General features: G+C 74.8%; 14 protein-coding genes. 10 read left to right on the plus strand and 4 right to left on the minus strand.

Features of this window, described 5'->3' with window-relative positions:
* Positions 1-183: 183 nt before the first annotated feature.
* Positions 184-906, plus strand: coding sequence for a TetR/AcrR family transcriptional regulator (locus tag ACFWBY_RS12630; RefSeq protein ID WP_385332778.1), 723 nt, complete (start codon positions 184-186; stop codon positions 904-906).
* Here ACFWBY_RS12630 and ACFWBY_RS12635 read toward each other — a convergent pair.
* Complete coding sequence (locus tag ACFWBY_RS12635; RefSeq protein WP_385332775.1) at positions 893-1,474, minus strand: hypothetical protein; 582 nt, start codon at positions 1,472-1,474, stop codon at positions 893-895. The two genes, ACFWBY_RS12630 and ACFWBY_RS12635, sit on opposite strands and share 14 nt — an antisense overlap.
* 192 nt (positions 1,475-1,666) lie before the next feature.
* Between ACFWBY_RS12635 and ACFWBY_RS12640 the strand changes: the two genes are divergently transcribed.
* Both ACFWBY_RS12640 and ACFWBY_RS12645 read left to right on the plus strand, forming a co-directional pair.
* Positions 1,667-3,136 carry a hypothetical protein gene (locus ACFWBY_RS12640; protein WP_385332773.1) on the plus strand — a complete coding sequence of 490 codons (1,470 nt, stop codon included), beginning with the start codon at positions 1,667-1,669 and terminating at the stop codon, positions 3,134-3,136.
* A gap of 182 nt (positions 3,137-3,318) precedes the next feature.
* Positions 3,319-4,176, plus strand: coding sequence for a sulfurtransferase (locus ACFWBY_RS12645; RefSeq protein WP_385332770.1), 858 nt, complete (start codon positions 3,319-3,321; stop codon positions 4,174-4,176).
* Between the two features lie 304 nt (positions 4,177-4,480).
* On the opposite strand, the gene ACFWBY_RS12650 is transcribed toward ACFWBY_RS12645, so the two are convergent.
* Positions 4,481-4,690, minus strand: a complete 210-nt coding sequence (locus tag ACFWBY_RS12650) for a hypothetical protein (RefSeq protein ID WP_385409658.1) — start codon at positions 4,688-4,690, stop codon at positions 4,481-4,483.
* Positions 4,691-5,119: 429 nt separating this feature from the next.
* Here ACFWBY_RS12650 and lon point away from each other — a divergent pair, with 429 nt between their 5' ends.
* Positions 5,120-7,516 (plus strand): endopeptidase La, encoded by a 2,397-nt coding sequence (gene lon / locus ACFWBY_RS12655; RefSeq protein WP_385332765.1) that lies wholly within the window; start codon positions 5,120-5,122, stop codon positions 7,514-7,516.
* A 136-nt stretch (positions 7,517-7,652) separates the two neighbouring features.
* The gene (locus tag ACFWBY_RS12660) at positions 7,653-8,093 is read left to right on the plus strand and encodes a MarR family winged helix-turn-helix transcriptional regulator (protein ID WP_385332763.1); all 441 of its coding nucleotides are present in this window, start codon (positions 7,653-7,655) and stop codon (positions 8,091-8,093) included.
* Between the two features lie 35 nt (positions 8,094-8,128).
* On the opposite strand, the gene ACFWBY_RS12665 is transcribed toward ACFWBY_RS12660, so the two are convergent.
* Complete coding sequence (locus ACFWBY_RS12665) at positions 8,129-8,902, minus strand: protein phosphatase 2C domain-containing protein (protein WP_385332760.1); 774 nt, start codon at positions 8,900-8,902, stop codon at positions 8,129-8,131.
* Between the two features lie 444 nt (positions 8,903-9,346).
* Between ACFWBY_RS12665 and ACFWBY_RS12670 the strand changes: the two genes are divergently transcribed.
* The 5 genes from ACFWBY_RS12670 to ACFWBY_RS12690 all read left to right on the plus strand — a co-directional run bounded on the left by ACFWBY_RS12670 (position 9,347) and on the right by ACFWBY_RS12690 (position 15,111).
* Positions 9,347-12,208, plus strand: coding sequence for a nitrate- and nitrite sensing domain-containing protein (locus ACFWBY_RS12670; protein ID WP_385332757.1), 2,862 nt, complete (start codon positions 9,347-9,349; stop codon positions 12,206-12,208).
* Positions 12,205-12,684: a roadblock/LC7 domain-containing protein gene (locus tag ACFWBY_RS12675; protein WP_385332754.1), complete on the plus strand. Its 480-nt coding sequence runs from the start codon at positions 12,205-12,207 to the stop codon at positions 12,682-12,684. The genes ACFWBY_RS12670 and ACFWBY_RS12675 overlap by 4 nt, the downstream gene beginning before the upstream one ends.
* Positions 12,681-13,070 (plus strand): DUF742 domain-containing protein, encoded by a 390-nt coding sequence (locus ACFWBY_RS12680; RefSeq protein ID WP_385332752.1) that lies wholly within the window; start codon positions 12,681-12,683, stop codon positions 13,068-13,070. Before ACFWBY_RS12675 ends, ACFWBY_RS12680 begins: the two co-directional genes overlap by 4 nt.
* Positions 13,051-13,707: an ATP/GTP-binding protein gene (locus ACFWBY_RS12685; protein WP_385332749.1), complete on the plus strand. Its 657-nt coding sequence runs from the start codon at positions 13,051-13,053 to the stop codon at positions 13,705-13,707. The genes ACFWBY_RS12680 and ACFWBY_RS12685 overlap by 20 nt, the downstream gene beginning before the upstream one ends.
* 117 nt (positions 13,708-13,824) lie before the next feature.
* Positions 13,825-15,111 (plus strand): styrene monooxygenase/indole monooxygenase family protein, encoded by a 1,287-nt coding sequence (locus ACFWBY_RS12690; RefSeq protein ID WP_385332746.1) that lies wholly within the window; start codon positions 13,825-13,827, stop codon positions 15,109-15,111.
* Here the strand turns inward: ACFWBY_RS12690 and ACFWBY_RS12695 are convergent.
* Positions 15,036-16,271 carry a C40 family peptidase gene (locus ACFWBY_RS12695; protein WP_385332744.1) on the minus strand — a complete coding sequence of 412 codons (1,236 nt, stop codon included), beginning with the start codon at positions 16,269-16,271 and terminating at the stop codon, positions 15,036-15,038. The genes ACFWBY_RS12690 and ACFWBY_RS12695 overlap by 76 nt on opposite strands.
* Between the last annotated feature and the right edge of the window lie 223 nt (positions 16,272-16,494).

Raw genomic sequence — 16,494 nt, forward strand, 5'->3', positions numbered from 1 at the left:
CTAGGTTTTCGTCCGGTGACGTGGATCACGCCGTCCGGGGGCGGGGGAGCGGGCCGCTGCGGAGGGCGGGTGCCGGGCAGGCGCCGGGCGCGCGGGCGGGATCCCGGGTGAGAGGGGAGACCGACATGCCTCCCGTGCCGGGCGCCGCGACCCGTGGACCTTCCCGGTCGTAGGGTGGTCGCCATGGCAGAGGACGAGGAGCGGACGCCCCCGAAGGCGACGGGCGGCCGCGGCAACCGGGGCGGCTACGCGGTCGGCGACGCACGCCGCCGGAAGATCCTCGACACCGCCGTCGAGCACTTCGCGCAGTGGGGCTTCCACGCCTCCTCACTGGCCCGGATCGCCCACGACTGCGGGATCACACAGGGCGGCCTGCTGCACCACTTCCGGGGCAAGGAGGACCTGCTGCTGTCGGTCCTGGCGCAGAGCGAGCAGCACGACGTGGAACGGCTCTTCACCGCGCCGGACGAGGAGGTCCCCTCGGTCGCCGCGCACTTCACCGCGGTCGTCGCCCTCGCCGCCGACAACACCCGTCGGCCAGGCCTCGTCCGCATGTACAACACGCTGGTCGGGGAGTCGGGGAACCCCGGCCACCCCGCGCACGGCTACTTCCGGCAGCGCTACGCCCGGGTGCTCGGCCACAGCGTCGGTCTGCTGAGGGCGGGTGTGGCACGCGGCGAGGTCCGGCCCGGGACGGACTGCGAGGCCGTCGGCCGGGAGCTGCTGGCGGTGATGGACGGGTTCCAGATCCAGTGGGTCCTGGATCCGGAGGGCGTGGACATGTCCGGCCTGCTGGCGGGGTACCTGGACCGGCGACTGCGGGAGATCACGGTGGCGGGGACGGGACTGGGGGCCGGGGCCGTCCCGCCCGCCGGGGATCGCGGGACAGCCCTCAGCTCGGGCTGAAGGGCGGGAGCGCGCTCAGGACCCTCTCCAGGGGCTCGGGCAGCTTCGTCTGGGCGGCGGCGACCTCGTGGCCGTCGTGCCGGAAGGCGTAGGTGTAGCTGTCCGCGACGGGCTGGTCGGGCAGTGAGATCCGGGGCAGGTGGGCGAAGTCCGCCTCCTTGAGGGCGGTCCGCAGCTTCGCGAGGGCCTGCGCCGAGAGCTTGTCGGTGCCGATCACCGCGGCTTTGGTGTCGAGCCGCAGGAACGATCCGTCATTCTTGATGACCAGCGTGCTGTTCTTCCCCGTGAGGCCACCGCTGCGGGTGACGGCCACGAGGGTCTCCTCGGAGGCGGGCGGCGAGGGGCTCGGTGCGGGAGCGGACGCGGACGGACCGGGCGCGGGTCCGGTGCCGCCGTTGCCCGGGTCCGCGGTCGCGCTCGGCCCCGGACCCGGCGTGCCGGTGGCCGGCGCATCCGGGGAGGCGCCGCTCGCGCCCGGCGCCGGGGAGGCCCCGTTCTCCGGCTCCCCGCCACCGTCGGACGCGCATCCGCCCGCGGCCACGGCCGCCGCCAGGGTCGCCGCCGCCAAGCCCACTCGCCATCCACGCCCTCGCATGCCCCACCCCCGCAGGTATTCCGGCTCGAACCCCGAGTATGGAGTCAGCACCACCCGCACGGATAGCACCCGGAGGCCGACATCAGCCGCTTCGCCCCTTGGCGCTGGCTGCCGCCGCTCACCGCCGTCGTACTCGGTCTCTGGGGCCTCTCGCGCGGCGGCTCCATGTGGCGCGACGAGTCCGTCACCTGGCAGGTCGCGCACCGGCCGCTCGGCGGCCTCTGGGAACTCCTCGGCCAGGTCGACGCCGTGCACGGCCTGTACTACCTGCTGATGCACGCCGTCTTCGCACTGTCGGGCACCGGTTCCGACACCGCCGCCCTGTGGCCACTGCGCCTCCCGTCGGTGGCCGCGACCGCCCTCGCCTCGGCCGGCGTGGCCGCGATCGCACACCGCCTGACGGCGCAGGACACGGGCGCGGCCGGGCGGACCGACGGGGCGGGGCGGACCGACGGGGCGGGGCGGGCCGGCGGGACCGAGGGGGTCAGACGGACCGACGGGGCCGGCGGGAGCGACCGCGGCGGGGTGGGCGAGCGGGCCGGGGTGCGCGCTCGGGCGGCGCGGTGGGCGGGCCGGGACGGGCGAGGCGGCCGGGCCGGGCGGGCCGCCTTGTTCGCCGGGCTCGCCTACGCCGTCCTGCCGCCCGTGCAGATGTACGCGCAGGAGGGGCGCTCGTACGCCCTCGTGTCCGCGGCCGTGATCTGGGCGACGTACCTGATGCTGCGCCGGCGGTGGGCCGCCTACGCCGTCGTGCTCGTGGTGGGCTGCTGGCTGCACGAGTTCGCCGTGCTGGCGCTGCCCGCGCACGCGTTCACCGCGTGGCGCTCGCGCGGCTGGCGGCTAGCCGCCGGGGCGGTGGCGGTCGCCCTGCTCCCGCTCGCCCTGGTCAGCGCGCGGCAGGCGCAGCAGCAGCTGGGCTGGCTCGGGCGGCCGGGCTGGCAGGACTGGGCGGCGTACGGCGTCCTCGCGGCCGCCGCGCTGCTCCTCTCCCGGGGGGCCGCGCGGGAACCCGTACGGGTGGCCCTGCCGCTGGCCCTGCTGCCGCCCGGGCTGCTGCTGACGCTGTCACTGGTGCACCCCTGGTACGTCGACCGGTACGTCCTCTACGCGCTCGCGGGCCTCGCGCTCCTCGCGGGGATCCGGCTGGCGGGCGCCCGGGGGTGGTGGCCGTGGCTGCTGATCGCGGCCCTCCTCGTCCCCGTCGGCCTCTGGTCCGCGTGGCTGCGCACGCCGGAGAGCCGCAAGGACGACGTCCTCGCCGTGGCCGCGGCCGTCCGCGAGCGCACGCGGCCGGGCGACGCGGTGCTGTTCCTCCCCGCGCGGCGGCGCGAATGGCTCCTGTCCTCGCCGGAGCTCTACGCGTCCCTGCGCGACATCGCCCTGACCCGGACCCCGGAGGCTTCGCGGAGTCTCCAAGGCGTCGAGCGCGGACCGGAGGAGGTCCGCGAGGCCCTGCTCGACCCGGGCGTGGACCGGGTGGTGGCCCTGCTGGACCCCGTCGGCCAGCCGCTGGACGGCTACCCGGCGGAGGCGGTGAAGCGGCAGACACTGGCCTCCTCCTTCGACCTGTGCTCGGTGACCGCCCTGCGCGGCGCCCGCGTGGCCGTCTTCGCCCGCCCGGGGGACTGTCCGTAGGCACCGGTGGAAGAGGAGGGCGGCGGTGGGCCGCGCGGAACCAGGCCGGCCTCTTTCGGATCCTGCCCGGCCGCGGGCTCCGGGCCCGGGCCGGGAAGGGGCGGGGCTCAGGGGCGGGTGCGGGCGTAGGAGGATGGGGTGGGGGGCCGGTCGGGCCCGTGGACCTGTGCCGGAGGTGCCGTATGGCCGCAGCTCGTTCCCGTTCGCTCACGCCGCCCGGGCCGCTCGTCGACGTCGACTGGCTGGCCGAGCGCCTCACCGCGCCCGGGCTGGTCGTCTTCGACGCCTCCGTCGGCGCCCACCGTGACGCGGGACGCCGCATCCCCGGCGCACGGCCCTTCGACCTCGACGGCGCGCTGTCCGACCACGACGCCGCGGCCCCGCACACCATGCCGGCCGCGGCCGACTTCGCCGAAGCCATGCGGGCCTCGGGCGTCGACGACACCAGCACCATCGTCGCGTACGACGGCGCAGGCCTCTACTCCAGCGCCCGCGCCTGGTGGATGCTGCGCGCCATGGGCTTCGACCGAGCCGCCGTCCTCGACGGCGGTCTGCCCGCGTGGCTCGCCGCCGGGCAGCCGGTCGAGGAGCAGGGGCCGGCGTACGGGGGCCCGCGCGGCACCTTCACCGCCCGGCCCCGTGCCGGGCTGCTGGTCGACGCGGCCACGGTCTCGGCCGCCCTGGCCGACCCGGCGGCCGCGGTGCTCGACGCCCGGACCCGCGGGCGGTTCGCCGGCACCGCCCCCGAACCCCGCCCGGGCCTGCGCGGCGGCCACATGCCGGGCGCGGCCAGCCTCCCCTTCGGTGAACTCCAGGGCCCCGACGGCCTGATGCTCCCCGCCGCCGAACTCCGCACGGTCTTCGGGGCGGTGGCGGGAGACCGGGAGCGGCTCTACTTCAGCTGCGGATCGGGTGTCACCGCCTGCGTCCTCGCGCTCGGCGCGGATCTGGCCGGCTACCGGGAGCTCGCGGTCTACGACGGCTCGTGGAGCGAGTGGGGCATGCCGTCGCCGGACCGGCCGGTCGTCAGGGGGAGTTAGGACGTCCGCCCGGGCCGGCTCCTACGGGAAAACCCCGCTCCGCCGGCTTCGCGGGGCCCGAGTCGGGCCGCGGGCGCGTGCCCGCGGCCCCCTCGTGCGCACCGGTCGGGAGGGTCGCGGTGTGCGATCTCCTCGGGGTGTCATCGGCTTCCGGGGAGTCGGGAGCCGCTGCCGGGTTCGCCGGCGCCGGGGCTCCGGCCGCGCCCCGGATCCCCGAAGCGGGATCACGGGAGCCCGGAGGCCGGATTCCGGGAAGCCGCCCCCGCGCAGCCGGCCCGGGATCCCGCCGCCCCAACTCCCCGCGCTAGAAGCTCTCGACGACCTGCCAGTCCTCTACCGGCTTCGTCCGGAACATCCCCCGGCACACCCGGCGGGTGAGCACGGTCGCGCCCGGTCCGTACTCGTCGAGCTCTCCGAAGGCCTCGGCGGCGGAGTCGTAAACGAACTTCCTGCCCTTCGAGTTCCGGATGATCCATTCGCGCTGCTCACTGACCCCAATGCCCTCCACATACATGCGGTGATCGTAGGCCCGGCCCGGGACCAACGCCCCGCCGGGGCCCGTGAACTGGGACATTGCCGGGAATCGGCCGCCGGGGAGCGGGCCGTGGCCGCCGGGTCCGCGCCTCCGGTCCGCGCCCTCCCGCGTGCGGAGCCGGTCGGGCGGGTCGGTGCGGTTCCCCGGGCGAAGGGGGCGAGGGGCAGGCTTCCGGGCGCGGTGACGGTCCCCGCCACGGGCCGGCGGCGGCGGCTTCGCCCCGGGGGTCCGTGAGGGCGGAGGGAGCCGGCGGCCGCCCCGGCCGAGGGGGCCGCCGGCACTCGGCGCACGATCGGCCGTACGACCCTCGGGAGGCTGTTCGCCCCGGGCGAACGGCGGTTGGGGAACATTGGGGCGCGCACGTGCATTGAGTCGGCATAGCTCAACTTCACTGCCGGAGGGAAGATCATGGCTTCGACGTCCGTAACGCTCACCCTGCCCGTGCTGCCGCTCGATGACGAGGTCGTGCTGCCAGGGATGGTCGTTCCGCTGGACCTGTCCGACGCCGAGGTGCGAGGAGCCGTCGAGGCCGCGCAAGCCGCCGCCGCGACCGGGAAGCCGCAGGTGCTGCTCGTGCCACGGGTCGACGGGAAGTACGCCGGGACCGGGGTGCTGGGGACCGTCGAGCAGGTGGGACGGCTCTCGGACGGGGATCCGGGGGCCCTGATCCGGGGACGCGGCCGGGTCCGCATCGGGGCCGGGACCACCGGGCCGGGGGCCGCCCTCTGGGTCGAGGGGGAGACCGTGGACGAGGCCGTCCCGGATCCGCTGCCCGGCGCGGTCTCCGAGCTCGTCAAGGAGTACAAGGCGCTCGCCACGAGCTGGCTCAAGAAGCGCGGAGCCTGGCAGGTCGTGGACCGGGTGCAGCAGATCGAGGGGGTGGGCGCCCTCGCGGACAACTCCGGGTACTCGCCCTTCCTGAGCGTGGCGCAGAAGGTCGAACTGCTGGAGACCGCGGACCCCGTGGTCCGGCTGAAGCTCGCGGTGAAGGCGCTCAGCGAGCACCTTGCCGAGCAGGACGTGGCCGAGTCCATCGCCAAGGACGTCCAGGACGGCGTCGACAAGCAGCAGCGGGAGTTCCTGCTGAGGCGGCAGTTGGAGGCCGTGCGCAAGGAACTGCGCGAGCTGGGCGGGGAGAAGGAGGGGGAGGAGTCCGACGACTACCGGGCCCGGGTCGAGGCCGCCGACCTGCCCGAGAACGTACGGGAGGCCGCGCTCAAGGAAGTCGACAAGCTCGAGCGCTCCAGCGACCAGTCCCCCGAGGGGTCCTGGATCCGCACCTGGCTGGACACCGTCCTCGAACTGCCCTGGAACGAGCGGACCGAGGACGCGTACGACATCCGGGGCGCCCGGGCCGTACTGGACGCGGAGCACGCCGGACTGAGCGACGTGAAGGACCGGATCACCGAGTACCTGGCGGTCCGAAAGCGCCGCTCCGAGCGGGGGATGGGCGTCGTCGGCGGGCGCAGGGGCGGGGCCGTGCTCGCGCTCGTGGGCCCGCCCGGCGTGGGCAAGACCTCCCTCGGGGAGTCCGTCGCGCACGCCATGGGGCGCAAGTTCGTCCGCGTGGCCCTGGGCGGCGTCCGCGACGAGGCCGAGATCCGCGGGCACCGGCGCACGTACGTGGGCGCGCTGCCCGGCCGGATCGTACGGGCGATCAAGGAAGCCGGTTCCATGAACCCGGTCGTCCTGCTCGACGAGATCGACAAGGTCGGCTCCGACTTCCGGGGGGATCCGGCGGCGGCGCTGCTGGAGGTCCTCGACCCGGCCCAGAACCACACCTTCCGGGACCACTACCTGGAAGTGGAGCTGGACTTGAGCGACGTGGTGTTCCTGGCCACGGCGAACGTGCTGGAGGCCATCCCCGAGGCACTCGCCGACCGCATGGAGCTGGTGCGCCTCGACGGCTACACCGAGGACGAGAAGGTCGTCATCGCCCGCGACCACCTGCTGCCGCGGCAACTGGAGCGCGCCGGCCTGGGCGCGGAGGAAGTGGTCCTGGAGGAGGACGCCCTGCGCAAGCTGGCGGGGGAGTACACCCGCGAGGCGGGCGTGCGCACCCTGGAGCGGTCCATCGCCCGACTGCTGCGCAAGGTGGCCTCCCAGCACGAGCTGGGGGAGCGCGAGCTGCCGTACCGGATCGGCGCCGGGGAGCTGCGGGCGCTCATCGGCCGGCCGCACCACGTACCGGAGTCCGCGCAGGACCCGTCCGAGCGGCGCACCGCCGTGCCCGGCGTGGCCACCGGTCTGGCGGTGACCGGGGCCGGGGGCGACGTCCTGTTCGTCGAGGCCTCCCTCGCCGATCCCGAGACGGGCGCGGCCGGGCTGACGCTGACCGGCCAGCTCGGCGACGTGATGAAGGAGTCGGCGCAGATCGCGCTCAGCTTCCTGCGCTCGCACGGGGCCGAACTGGAGCTGCCGGTCGCCGACCTGAAGGACCGGGGCGTTCACATCCACTTCCCGGCGGGCGCGGTGCCGAAGGACGGCCCGAGCGCGGGCATCACGATGACGACGGCGCTGGCCTCGCTCCTGTCCGGGCGGCAGGTCCGCACCGACGTGGCGATGACCGGAGAGGTCTCGCTGACCGGGCGGGTACTGCCGATCGGAGGGGTCAAGCAGAAGCTGCTGGCCGCGCACCGGGCCGGGCTGACCACCGTCATCATCCCGAAGCGCAACGAGGCGGACCTGGACGACGTCCCGGCCGAGGTGCTGGAGGGGCTGGAAGTGCACCCCGTGACGGATGTGCGCCAGGTCCTGGAGCTGGCCCTCGTCGCCGCCGCGGTCCCCGTGACCGCCGCCGCCTGAGGGCGGGCCGGGCGCACGCGCCGGCCCGGCCGCCTTGCCCGGGGCCACGGCCCGGGATCCCGCTCCGGCGGGGCCCCGGGCCCGCGGCGTACCCGCTGCGAAATACTGGTGCCCCACCACCACCGAAGGAGCGGACGTGCACAGGAGCGAAGATCAGGAGTTCCTTGCCCTGGAGCGGGAGCTGTCCGTCTTCCTCCGGCGCGCCCGCTCCTCCTCCGGGGAGATGGCGCGCGCCCTGCACCCGGAGCTGGAACCGGCCGCGTACGGACTCCTCGTACGGCTGGAGGCCGCCGGTCGGCAGCGGGCGACCGAGCTCGCCGCGTACTTCGGGGTCGGCAAGGCCACGATGAGCCGGCAGCTGCGGGCCCTGGAGGTACTGGGCCTGGTGGCCCGCGAGCCGGACCCGGCGGACGGCCGGGCCTTCCTGGTCGGTCTCACGCAGGAGGGGCGGGAGCGCTTCCTGCGCGTCCGGGGCGCCCGCCGCGAGCAGTACATGCGCAAGCTCGCGGACTGGGACCGCGGGGAAGTGGCGGAACTGGCCCGGCTGCTGAACCAGTTGAACGCGAGCGCGGAGTAGTAGCGAAGAGACGGCCGAGATCCGAAAGAGACGGCCTAGAGCTCCGCGTACACCGCCGACGCGTCGTCGTGCCGCTTTCCGCGCGACCGCGGGCGGTCCGGGTCCGTCTCCAGGGTGCGTACGCGCCGGATCAGGGACCGGGCGCCCTCCTCGCGCAGGACCGCCAGGCACGCGGCCCAGTCGCCCTCCCCGAACGTGTCCGTCCACCGGCTCGCCCCGTCCGTGAGCGCCGCCACCGCCCGCACCCGCGCCCGCGGCGTGCGCCCGGTCACCGCGCGGGCCGCCACCGCCGGGTCCGCGGCGGCGGTGTAGAAGCCGCCCTCCGCGTTGCGCAGCAGGTCCGCCGAGGCCGCCGTGCGCAGCCGCTCGCGCGGGATCAGGTCCAGCCGGTCGTCGAGGACCGCGCTCACCTCGCCACCGGGCGCCTGGAGGAGGAGTACGGAGTCGGAGAGCACCAGGTGTTCGACGTGGGTCTCGTCCCACCGCACCACGACCACCGTGGCCTGCGGAGTCCGCACGTGAGAAAGGTCACAGGTGTCGCGATGGGCGTCGGCGGTGGCGCCGATGGCCCGTGCCAGGACGCGGTCGAGCGGCATGTCCCGCCGCGATCCGGACAGTTCGGTCAATCGGCCACCGAGTCGGGCCGTGAACCACGGCACGCCGTGCGCACAGCCGACGTCGCCCGGTGGCGGGGTGACCCCGTCGAGGGCGACCAGGACCCCGCCGCCCGACGCGGGCACCGCGGCCGACAGCCAGTCCTCGTTGGGGCGTTCCGGGCTGCCCGGGGCCGAGGCGAGATCGATGCGCATACGGGCATTCTGCCCGCGAGGGTGCGCGGGCGGCGGGACGGCCCGGACAAAGTACGGACCAATGGGGGGAGGATGGGACGGGTGGGGCGCATAGTCAAACTCTGTGACCCGTGGGGTGACCGCCGGTATGTGGGCGGGCATCCTGTCAAAAGCCACATCGATCTTTCAACCACCCGTCCAAGGCCAGGCCCTGACACCCGGTCGCCGAGTTGGTCGCCAACTCCTCCGTACTGTTCACTCCTTCGTGTGGCCGGCTGGGCGATGTACGGCTCTCTCCCCGACTCACTGCGATGGTCTGAGGCGGTACGGCGGCACGGAGCGGCGGTACGACCGGGGGCAGGGGCGTTCGCCCGTTGACCGGCCGCAACCCCGGCCACACGAGCAGACGAGCACGAGCGGCCCACATAGCACGAGCAGCACACGTAAACAGGATTGCGAGCACCGGTGCAGAAGAAGCGGCCTCGGAAGAACGGCACCGTCGCGGACGGCACCGCGCCCGACGGCACCGCAACCGACCGACCAGCCACCGGCGCTCCGGGCACCGCGACCGCCCCCGCCGGACGCCGCGTCCGCGTGCGCAGCAGGCTGGTCGTCGGCGTCGCCGTGGCCGGGCTCGCCGTCCTCGCGGCGGGATCGCCCGCCGTCTTCTCCGCCTCGGCGGACCTCAAGGACTCCCAGCACCTGGTCACGCTCGCCGAGCAGAGCCGCCAGACCCTCACCCTCGCCCACCTGCTCGGCGACGAGCGCGACGCCGTCATCGAGTACGTGGCCAAGGGCAGGCCCGGCGGCCCCCAGGGCGCGCAAGCCGCCGTCCAGGAGCGCACGGCGGGCACCGACCGGCAGCTCGGAGAGGTCCAGCCCGACGCCGGCGAGCAGCTCGCCCGCGCCCTCGGCCGGATCCGGGCCGTGCGCACCGAGGCCCTCGAAGGCAAGGGCAGCCCGCTGGCCGCCCACCAGTCCTACTCCGGCGTCATCGCCGAAGTCCTCGCCCCGGGCCGCCGGCTCGCCGAATTGACCCCGCCGCGCGCCGGGGACGCCCTCGTCACCACCCGCCCGCTGGCGCCCCTCGGCCAGGCCGTGGAACAGGCCTCCGCCACCCGCGGACTGCTGCTCGCCGCGCTGGCCGTCCCCCGCGGCGAGCAGCCCCCCGGCTCCGGCGCAGTCGACGAGCTCACCGGCGCCGCCCAGCGGGCACGCGTGCGGGAGCTGGGCGCCCTCGACGACTTCGCGCGGGCCGCGCGACCCGACGTACGCCAGACCCTCGCCGCCACCGTCACCGGGCCCGAGGTCAAGACCGCCGACGAATACCTCAAGCGGCTCACCGACCGGCCGACCCTCTCCAGCGCCGACCGCAAACTCGACCCCGGTACCGTCGGATCGGCCCTGACCGCCCGTGTCGACCGGATGCGCTCGGTCGAGGCGACCCTCGCCGGACAGCGCGCCACCGCGCTCGCCGCGCTCCGGGACGACGACGTCACCGCGCTGGAGACCCTGCTGGCCTTCCTCGGCGTGCTGTTCCTGGTCACCATCGGCGTCTCCACCGCCATCGCCCGCTCGCTGACGCGCCCGCTGTCCGTCCTGCGGCGCGGCGCGGCGAGGCTGGCGACCCCGGAGGGCTCGGTGGAACCGGTCCGGTTCACCGGCCGCAACGACGAGTTCGCCGAGGTCGTGCGCAACCTCAACGCGGTACGGGACCAGACGGTCTCCCTGCACACCCGGATCGCCGGGCTCGACGCCGACCGGCGCCGCATCATCGGCCGCAACGAGGCGCTCACCACGGGCCGGGAGGCACTGGAGGACGAACTCTCGCAGCTGCGCGCGGGGCTGGAGGAGCACCGCCGCATCATGTCGACCACGTCCGTGTCGCTGTCCCTGCGGACCCTGGGCCTCGTCGAGCGCCAACTGGCCGTCATCGAGGAGCTGGAGTCCGAGGAACCGGACCCGGACCGGCTCTCCACCCTCTTCAAGCTCGACCACCTGGCGACCGTGATGCGCCGCCACAACGAGAACCTGCTCGTCCTCGCCGGCCAGGAGCACGGCCACGGACAGGGCCGGCCGGTGCCGCTCGTCGACGTCATGCGGGCGGCGGTCAGCGAGATCGAACGCTACGAGCGCGTCGACCTCGGGGCGCTGCCCCCGTTCACGCAGGTCGCCGGGCACGCCGCCGACGACATCTCGCACGTGCTCGCGGAGCTGCTGGAGAACGCGACGACCTTCTCGCCGCCGGACGCCAAGGTGAAGGTGTCGGGCCGGCTGCTGGACTCCGGCGACGTGGTGCTGTCCGTCGTGGACGAGGGCATCGGTGTCACCGGGGACCGGCTGGCCACGCTCAACGAGCGGCTGGCATCGCCGGAGGCGTACGACGAGGAGCACGAGTCGGAACACGGCCTGGGCCTCGGCCTGTACGTGGCCGGCCGGCTCGCGGCCAGGCACCGCGTGAGCGCGGAACTGCGCACCACGCGGCACGGCGGTACGGAGGCCCTGGTCGTCGTACCGGCGGCGCTGCTGCCCGCCACCGCGCCGGCCTCGCCGGTGCACACCCTGGGCGCGCCGGGCGCGCCCGCGCTGCACCTGCCCGGGGTGATCGCGGAGGCCAACGAGAACACGCTTCCCTCGCGGCTCCGGGGCCTTGCCGCTCCCGCCGCCGCACCGGACCCGGAGTCGGCCGTCGACCCGGAGCCGGCCCCCGAGCAGGAGCCGTTCTCCGAGCGGGAGCCGTTCCCCGAGCGGGAGCCGTTCCCCGAGCGGGAGCCGTTCCCCGAGCCGGAGCCGTTCCCCGAGCCGGAGCCGGCCGCGGAGCCCGAGCCGGCCCCCGAGCCGGCCGCGGAGCTGCTGGCCAGGGTGGTCCCGGAGCCCGCGCCGGCGGCGTTCGCGCCCCCGGCCGTCCCGTTGCCGCCCGCCGAGCAGGTGTTCCGCGCGGCGGCCCCCGCGGAGGTCCCCGCCGAGCAGGTGTTCCGGGTCCCGCCGCAGGCTCACGTGTCCGCCGAGCAGCAGTTCACCGAGCAGGCCCCGCCCGCGGTACCCGTCGCGGAGCCCGACGAGGAGGTCACCGACAAGGGCCTCCCCAAGCGGACCCCCCGCGTGGTGGCCGCCGGCCGGGAAGACGACGTACCGCCCGAGCCGCGCCGCGTGGACGCCGAGGAGCTGCGCCGACGCCTCGGCGGGTTCCACCGGGGCGCCCAGGACGGCCGACGCGTCGTCGAGGCGGAGCTCGCGCAGGACCAAGGGCACGACCAAGGGCACGACCAGGGGCATGACCGGGGGCAGACCGACCGGGGGGACACCGCACAGGAGGCACGCACATGACCGCGCCCAGTACGTACGGACCGAGCACCCAGGCCCGCAACCTTCAGTGGCTGCTGACCGACCTCGTCGAGGAGGTGCCCGGGGTCAACTCCGTGGCCGTCGTGTCCTCGGACGGGCTCCTGCTGCTCTCCTCCGACCCGGTGGCCCCCGACACGCCGGGCACCGCCCGTCCCAGGGGCCCGCGCGGCGCCTCCGCCGACCTCGCCACCATCGTCTCCGGCCTCGGCTCGCTGACCACGGGCGCGGCCGCCCTGATGGACGGCGGCGCGGTCAAGCAGACGATGGTGGCCATGGAGAACGGCTCCGTCTTCGTCATGTCCATCAGTGACGGCTCGCTCCTCGGAGTGCACGCCACGCCGGAGTGCGACATGAGTGTCGTCGCCTACCACATGGCCCTGTTCGTGGGCCGCGCCGGCCACGTCCTGACCCCCGAAGTCCGCAGTGAACTGCGCCAGTCGATGGAGAACACCCCGTGAGGAGTCCGGCTTCCGACCGGCTGCCGATACGCGGCGCCGACCGCCGTCCCGCCCGCGTACGCCCGTACTCCCTGACGGGCGGCCGCACACGCTTCACCCAGGTCCTGCACGTCGAGACCTTCGTCGCCGCCCTGGAGTCCCGGGCGTCCGAGCCGCAGAAGCCGGACCGGATGCCGGAGATGCCGGCGATCGTCGAGGTCTGCCGCCACATGCGCACGATCGCCGAGATCGCCGCCCTGCTGAAGCTGCCGCTCGGCGTGGTCCGCGTCCTGGTCAGTGACCTCGCCGACCAGGGAAGGATCCGCGTCTACGGGACCGGGCACGGCCCCGGCCGGCCCGACCGCGCGCTGCTCGAAAGGGTGCTCAGTGGGCTCCGCCGTCTCTGAAACCGGTACCGAAATCCTCCCCGGCGCCGACGGCGGCAATCCCGCCGCGGCCGCCGAGCCCGTACAGCGCTGGCAGTACGACCGCTCGCGCGCGCCCGTGGCCGTCAAGGTGCTGGTGGCGGGCGGCTTCGGCGTCGGCAAGACCACCTTCGTCGGCTCCGTCTCGGAGATCGCGCCGTTGCGCACCGAGGCGCTGATGACCGAGGCCAGCGTGCCCACCGACGACCTGACCTCCACCCCGGACAAGCACACCACCACCGTGGCCATGGACTTCGGACGGGTCACGCTCGACGACGACCTCGTCCTCTACGTGTACGGGACGCCCGGCCAGGAGCGCTTCTGGTTCATGTGGGACGACTTGGTGCGCGGTGCCATCGGCGGGATCGTGCTCGCCGACACCCGCCGGCTGCGCGACTGCTTCCCGGCCCTGGACTACTTCGAGAGCTGCGGGCTGCCGTACGCGGTCGCCGTCAACCACTTCGAGGGCACGCGCTCGTACGAGCCCGAGGACGTGCGGGAGGCGCTGACCGTACCGGCCCGCGTACCCGTGGTGATCATGGACGCGCGGAGCCGGGGCACGGTGGTCGAGTCGCTCCTGACGCTCGTGGCGCACGCGCTCGACGCCACGCCCGAGTAGATCCGCCGGGTCCGCCGGCACCGCGGCCGCGGCCCGTCGCCGGCCCCTGCCTCCCCTGCTCACTGCACCGCACCGCACCGCACCGAGCGCCCGTACAGACCGAATCGAGAACGTGAGATGCGCAAGATACTCGTCGTCGGCGCCGGCCAGTCCGGCCTCCAGCTCGCCCTCGGACTCCAGTCGAAGGGGTACGAGGTCACCCTCATGTCCAACCGGACGGCGGACGAGATCCGCACCGGGCGGGTCATGTCCACCCAGTGCATGTTCGACACTGCGCTGCAGCACGAGCGGGACCTCCAGCTGAACTTCTGGGAGGGGCAGGCACCCAAGATCGAGGGCCTGGGCGTCTCCGTCGCCACCCCCGACGCCGGCCGCGCCATCGACTGGCTGGGCAAGCTGAAGGGCCACGCCCAGTCCGTCGACCAGCGCGTGAAGATGTCCGGCTGGCTGGACACCTTCGCGCAGCGCGGCGGTCAGCTGGTCATCCACGGCGCCTCCGTCTCCGACCTCGACTTCTTCGCGCGCACCTACGACCTGGTGCTGGTCGCGGCCGGCAAGGGCGAGCTGGTCTCGCTGTTCGGCCGGGACGCGGCCCGCTCGCCGTACGACGCCCCGCAGCGCGCGCTCGCCGTCAGTTACGTCCACGGGCTCGGTGCGCGCCCCGAGCACCCGCGGACGGAGGCCGTGCGCTGCAATCTGGTCCCGGGCGTCGGCGAACTGTTCGTCATGCCGACGCTGACCACCTCCGGGCGGGCCGACATCCTGTTCTGGGAGGGGATCCCGGGCGGTCCGCTGGACGTCTTCAACGGCGTGCGGGACCCGGCCGAGCACCTGGCGCTGACGCTGGGGCTGATGGAGAGGTTCACGCCCTGGGAGTACGCCCGGGCGACGAAGGCGGAGCTGACGGACGCGGGCGCCACGCTCGCCGGCCGCTACGCGCCCGTCGTGCGCAACCCGGTCGGACGGCTGCCCGGCGGTGGCCTGGTGCTGGGCGTCGCGGACGTGGTCGTCGCCAACGACCCGATCACCGGGCAGGGTTCGAACTCCGCCGCCAAGTGCGCGGCCTCCTACCTCTCCTCGATCCTCATGCACGGGGACGGCCCGTTCGACGAGGCGTGGATGAGGGCCACCTTCGACAAGTACTGGTTCACCAGCGGCAAGCCGGCCACCCAGTGGACGAACGCCATGCTCGGGGTGCCGCCGGAGCACGTCCTGAACCTGATCGGCGCCGCCGGGCTGCTCCAGCCGGTGGCGGACCGCTTCGCCAACGGCTTCGACAACCCGGCCGACTTCGACGCCTACTTCTACGACCCCGAGGACGCGGCCGACTACCTCGCGGAGGTCGCGGGGGCCGTCGGGGCCGCGGGGGCCGTCGGGGCCGCGGGGGCCGCGGCCTGCGAGTAACCCGTGTCGTCCCCCGCCGCGGCCGCCTGGGACTCGGGCAGCTCCGGCGGGGTGAAGTCGGACAGCGGGGCCCCGTCCGGGTCGGGCCGCACCGCCCCGAGCAGCGGATTCGCGGCGATCGGGGAGACCTTGACCCTCGTGCCCGGGCGGGGCGCCTGGATCACCTTGCCGTCGCCGACGTACAGGGCCACGTGCGTGGCGGTCGGGAAGTACACCACGAGGTCGCCGGGGCGGAGCTCGTCGAGGGGCACTTTCGGCAGCTGTTCCCACTGCTCCTGACTCGTCCGCGGAATGGTCCGCCCGGCATGCGCCCAGGCCTGCGAGGTCAGCCCGGAACAGTCGAAGGACGACGGCCCCTCGGCCCCCCAGACGTACGGCTTCCCGATCTGGGCCGTCGCGTAGGTGAGCGCCGTGCCGCCCGCCGCGGTGGGATGACGGGACTGCGCGCCGAGCTTCCCCGATGCGAGCAGCGCGCGCTGCGCGGTGTCGGTGTTCTTCGCCTCGCGCGTGCCGAGCTCGCCGAGCTGGCCCGGCGTGAGGGAGGCGAGCGTCCGCTCGACCTCCTTGAGCCGGGCCGCGGCCTCCTCCTTGCGCTTCCTCGTCTCGGCGGCGAGCTTCTGCTCGGAGTCCAGGGCCTTGCGGGCGGCGGCGGCGAGGGCGCCGGCCCGATGCTCGCCCCGGGCCAGCCGGTCCAGCGCGGCGGCCCGACGGGCACGCTCCCGATCGGCGATCCGGCGCTGGTCCAGAGCGCCCCGGGGGTCCTTGGCGAACAGCATCCGGGCGTACGGGGAGAACCCGCGGGCCTGCCTGTACTGCTCGCGCGCGAGGCGGCCGGCGGTCGCCCGGGCGTCCCCGACGGCCGTACGGGCCTTCCCGAGATCGGCAATGAGCCGCTGCTCCTCGCCCTGGCGGGCGGTGAGGGCGCTCTCGGCGGCGTTGTAGGCCTCGGCGGCCTGTTCGGCCTGCTGGTAGAGCCCCTGCAGCCGGGTGAGGAGCACGCCGACGGCCTCGGGGGCGGGGGCTTGGGGCGCGGCGGGTGCTGCGGGCACTTCGGGTGCGGCGGGCTCGGCGTGGGCGCCGCCGGGGAGCGGACCCGCCGTGACGAGGGCTGCGGCGATGCAGGCGGCGCGAAGCAGCCGACGAGGGCGTCGTCGTGACATGTGGTCACCTCCAGGCGGCCGATGCTGCCACGCCCGGTATGACAAATCGCCCACCCGAGTCGGCCGCGCCGCCCCTCTCACCCGGTCGGCCCCTCCCGGCCCGCCGGACCGGACGAAGCGCCGGGTGAGGCTTCGGCCGAGTACCGCACGAGGGGGCCGGTCGGGCCCCGGCCGGGCGTTGGAGGAGGCCGCCGGCCGGAAGGGGCCGGACGGCGACGCCCCG

The sequence above is a fragment of the Streptomyces sp. NPDC060049 genome (assembly GCF_042736715.1).
In the GTDB taxonomy this organism is placed as follows: domain Bacteria; phylum Actinomycetota; class Actinomycetes; order Streptomycetales; family Streptomycetaceae; genus Streptomyces.

Coding starts and splice junctions, on each gene's coding strand:
- ACFWBY_RS12665 (WP_385332760.1), bottom strand. CDS start 8,902: ATGCGCATCGATCTCGCCTCGGCCCCGGGCAGCCCGGAACGCCCCAAC.
- ACFWBY_RS12645 (WP_385332770.1), top strand. CDS start 3,319: ATGGCCGCAGCTCGTTCCCGTTCGCTCACGCCGCCCGGGCCGCTCGTC.
- ACFWBY_RS12695 (WP_385332744.1), bottom strand. CDS start 16,271: ATGTCACGACGACGCCCTCGTCGGCTGCTTCGCGCCGCCTGCATCGCC.
- ACFWBY_RS12675 (WP_385332754.1), top strand. CDS start 12,205: ATGACCGCGCCCAGTACGTACGGACCGAGCACCCAGGCCCGCAACCTT.
- ACFWBY_RS12640 (WP_385332773.1), top strand. CDS start 1,667: ATGTGGCGCGACGAGTCCGTCACCTGGCAGGTCGCGCACCGGCCGCTC.
- ACFWBY_RS12630 (WP_385332778.1), top strand. CDS start 184: ATGGCAGAGGACGAGGAGCGGACGCCCCCGAAGGCGACGGGCGGCCGC.
- lon (WP_385332765.1), top strand. CDS start 5,120: ATGGCTTCGACGTCCGTAACGCTCACCCTGCCCGTGCTGCCGCTCGAT.
- ACFWBY_RS12690 (WP_385332746.1), top strand. CDS start 13,825: ATGCGCAAGATACTCGTCGTCGGCGCCGGCCAGTCCGGCCTCCAGCTC.
- ACFWBY_RS12650 (WP_385409658.1), bottom strand. CDS start 4,690: ATGTATGTGGAGGGCATTGGGGTCAGTGAGCAGCGCGAATGGATCATC.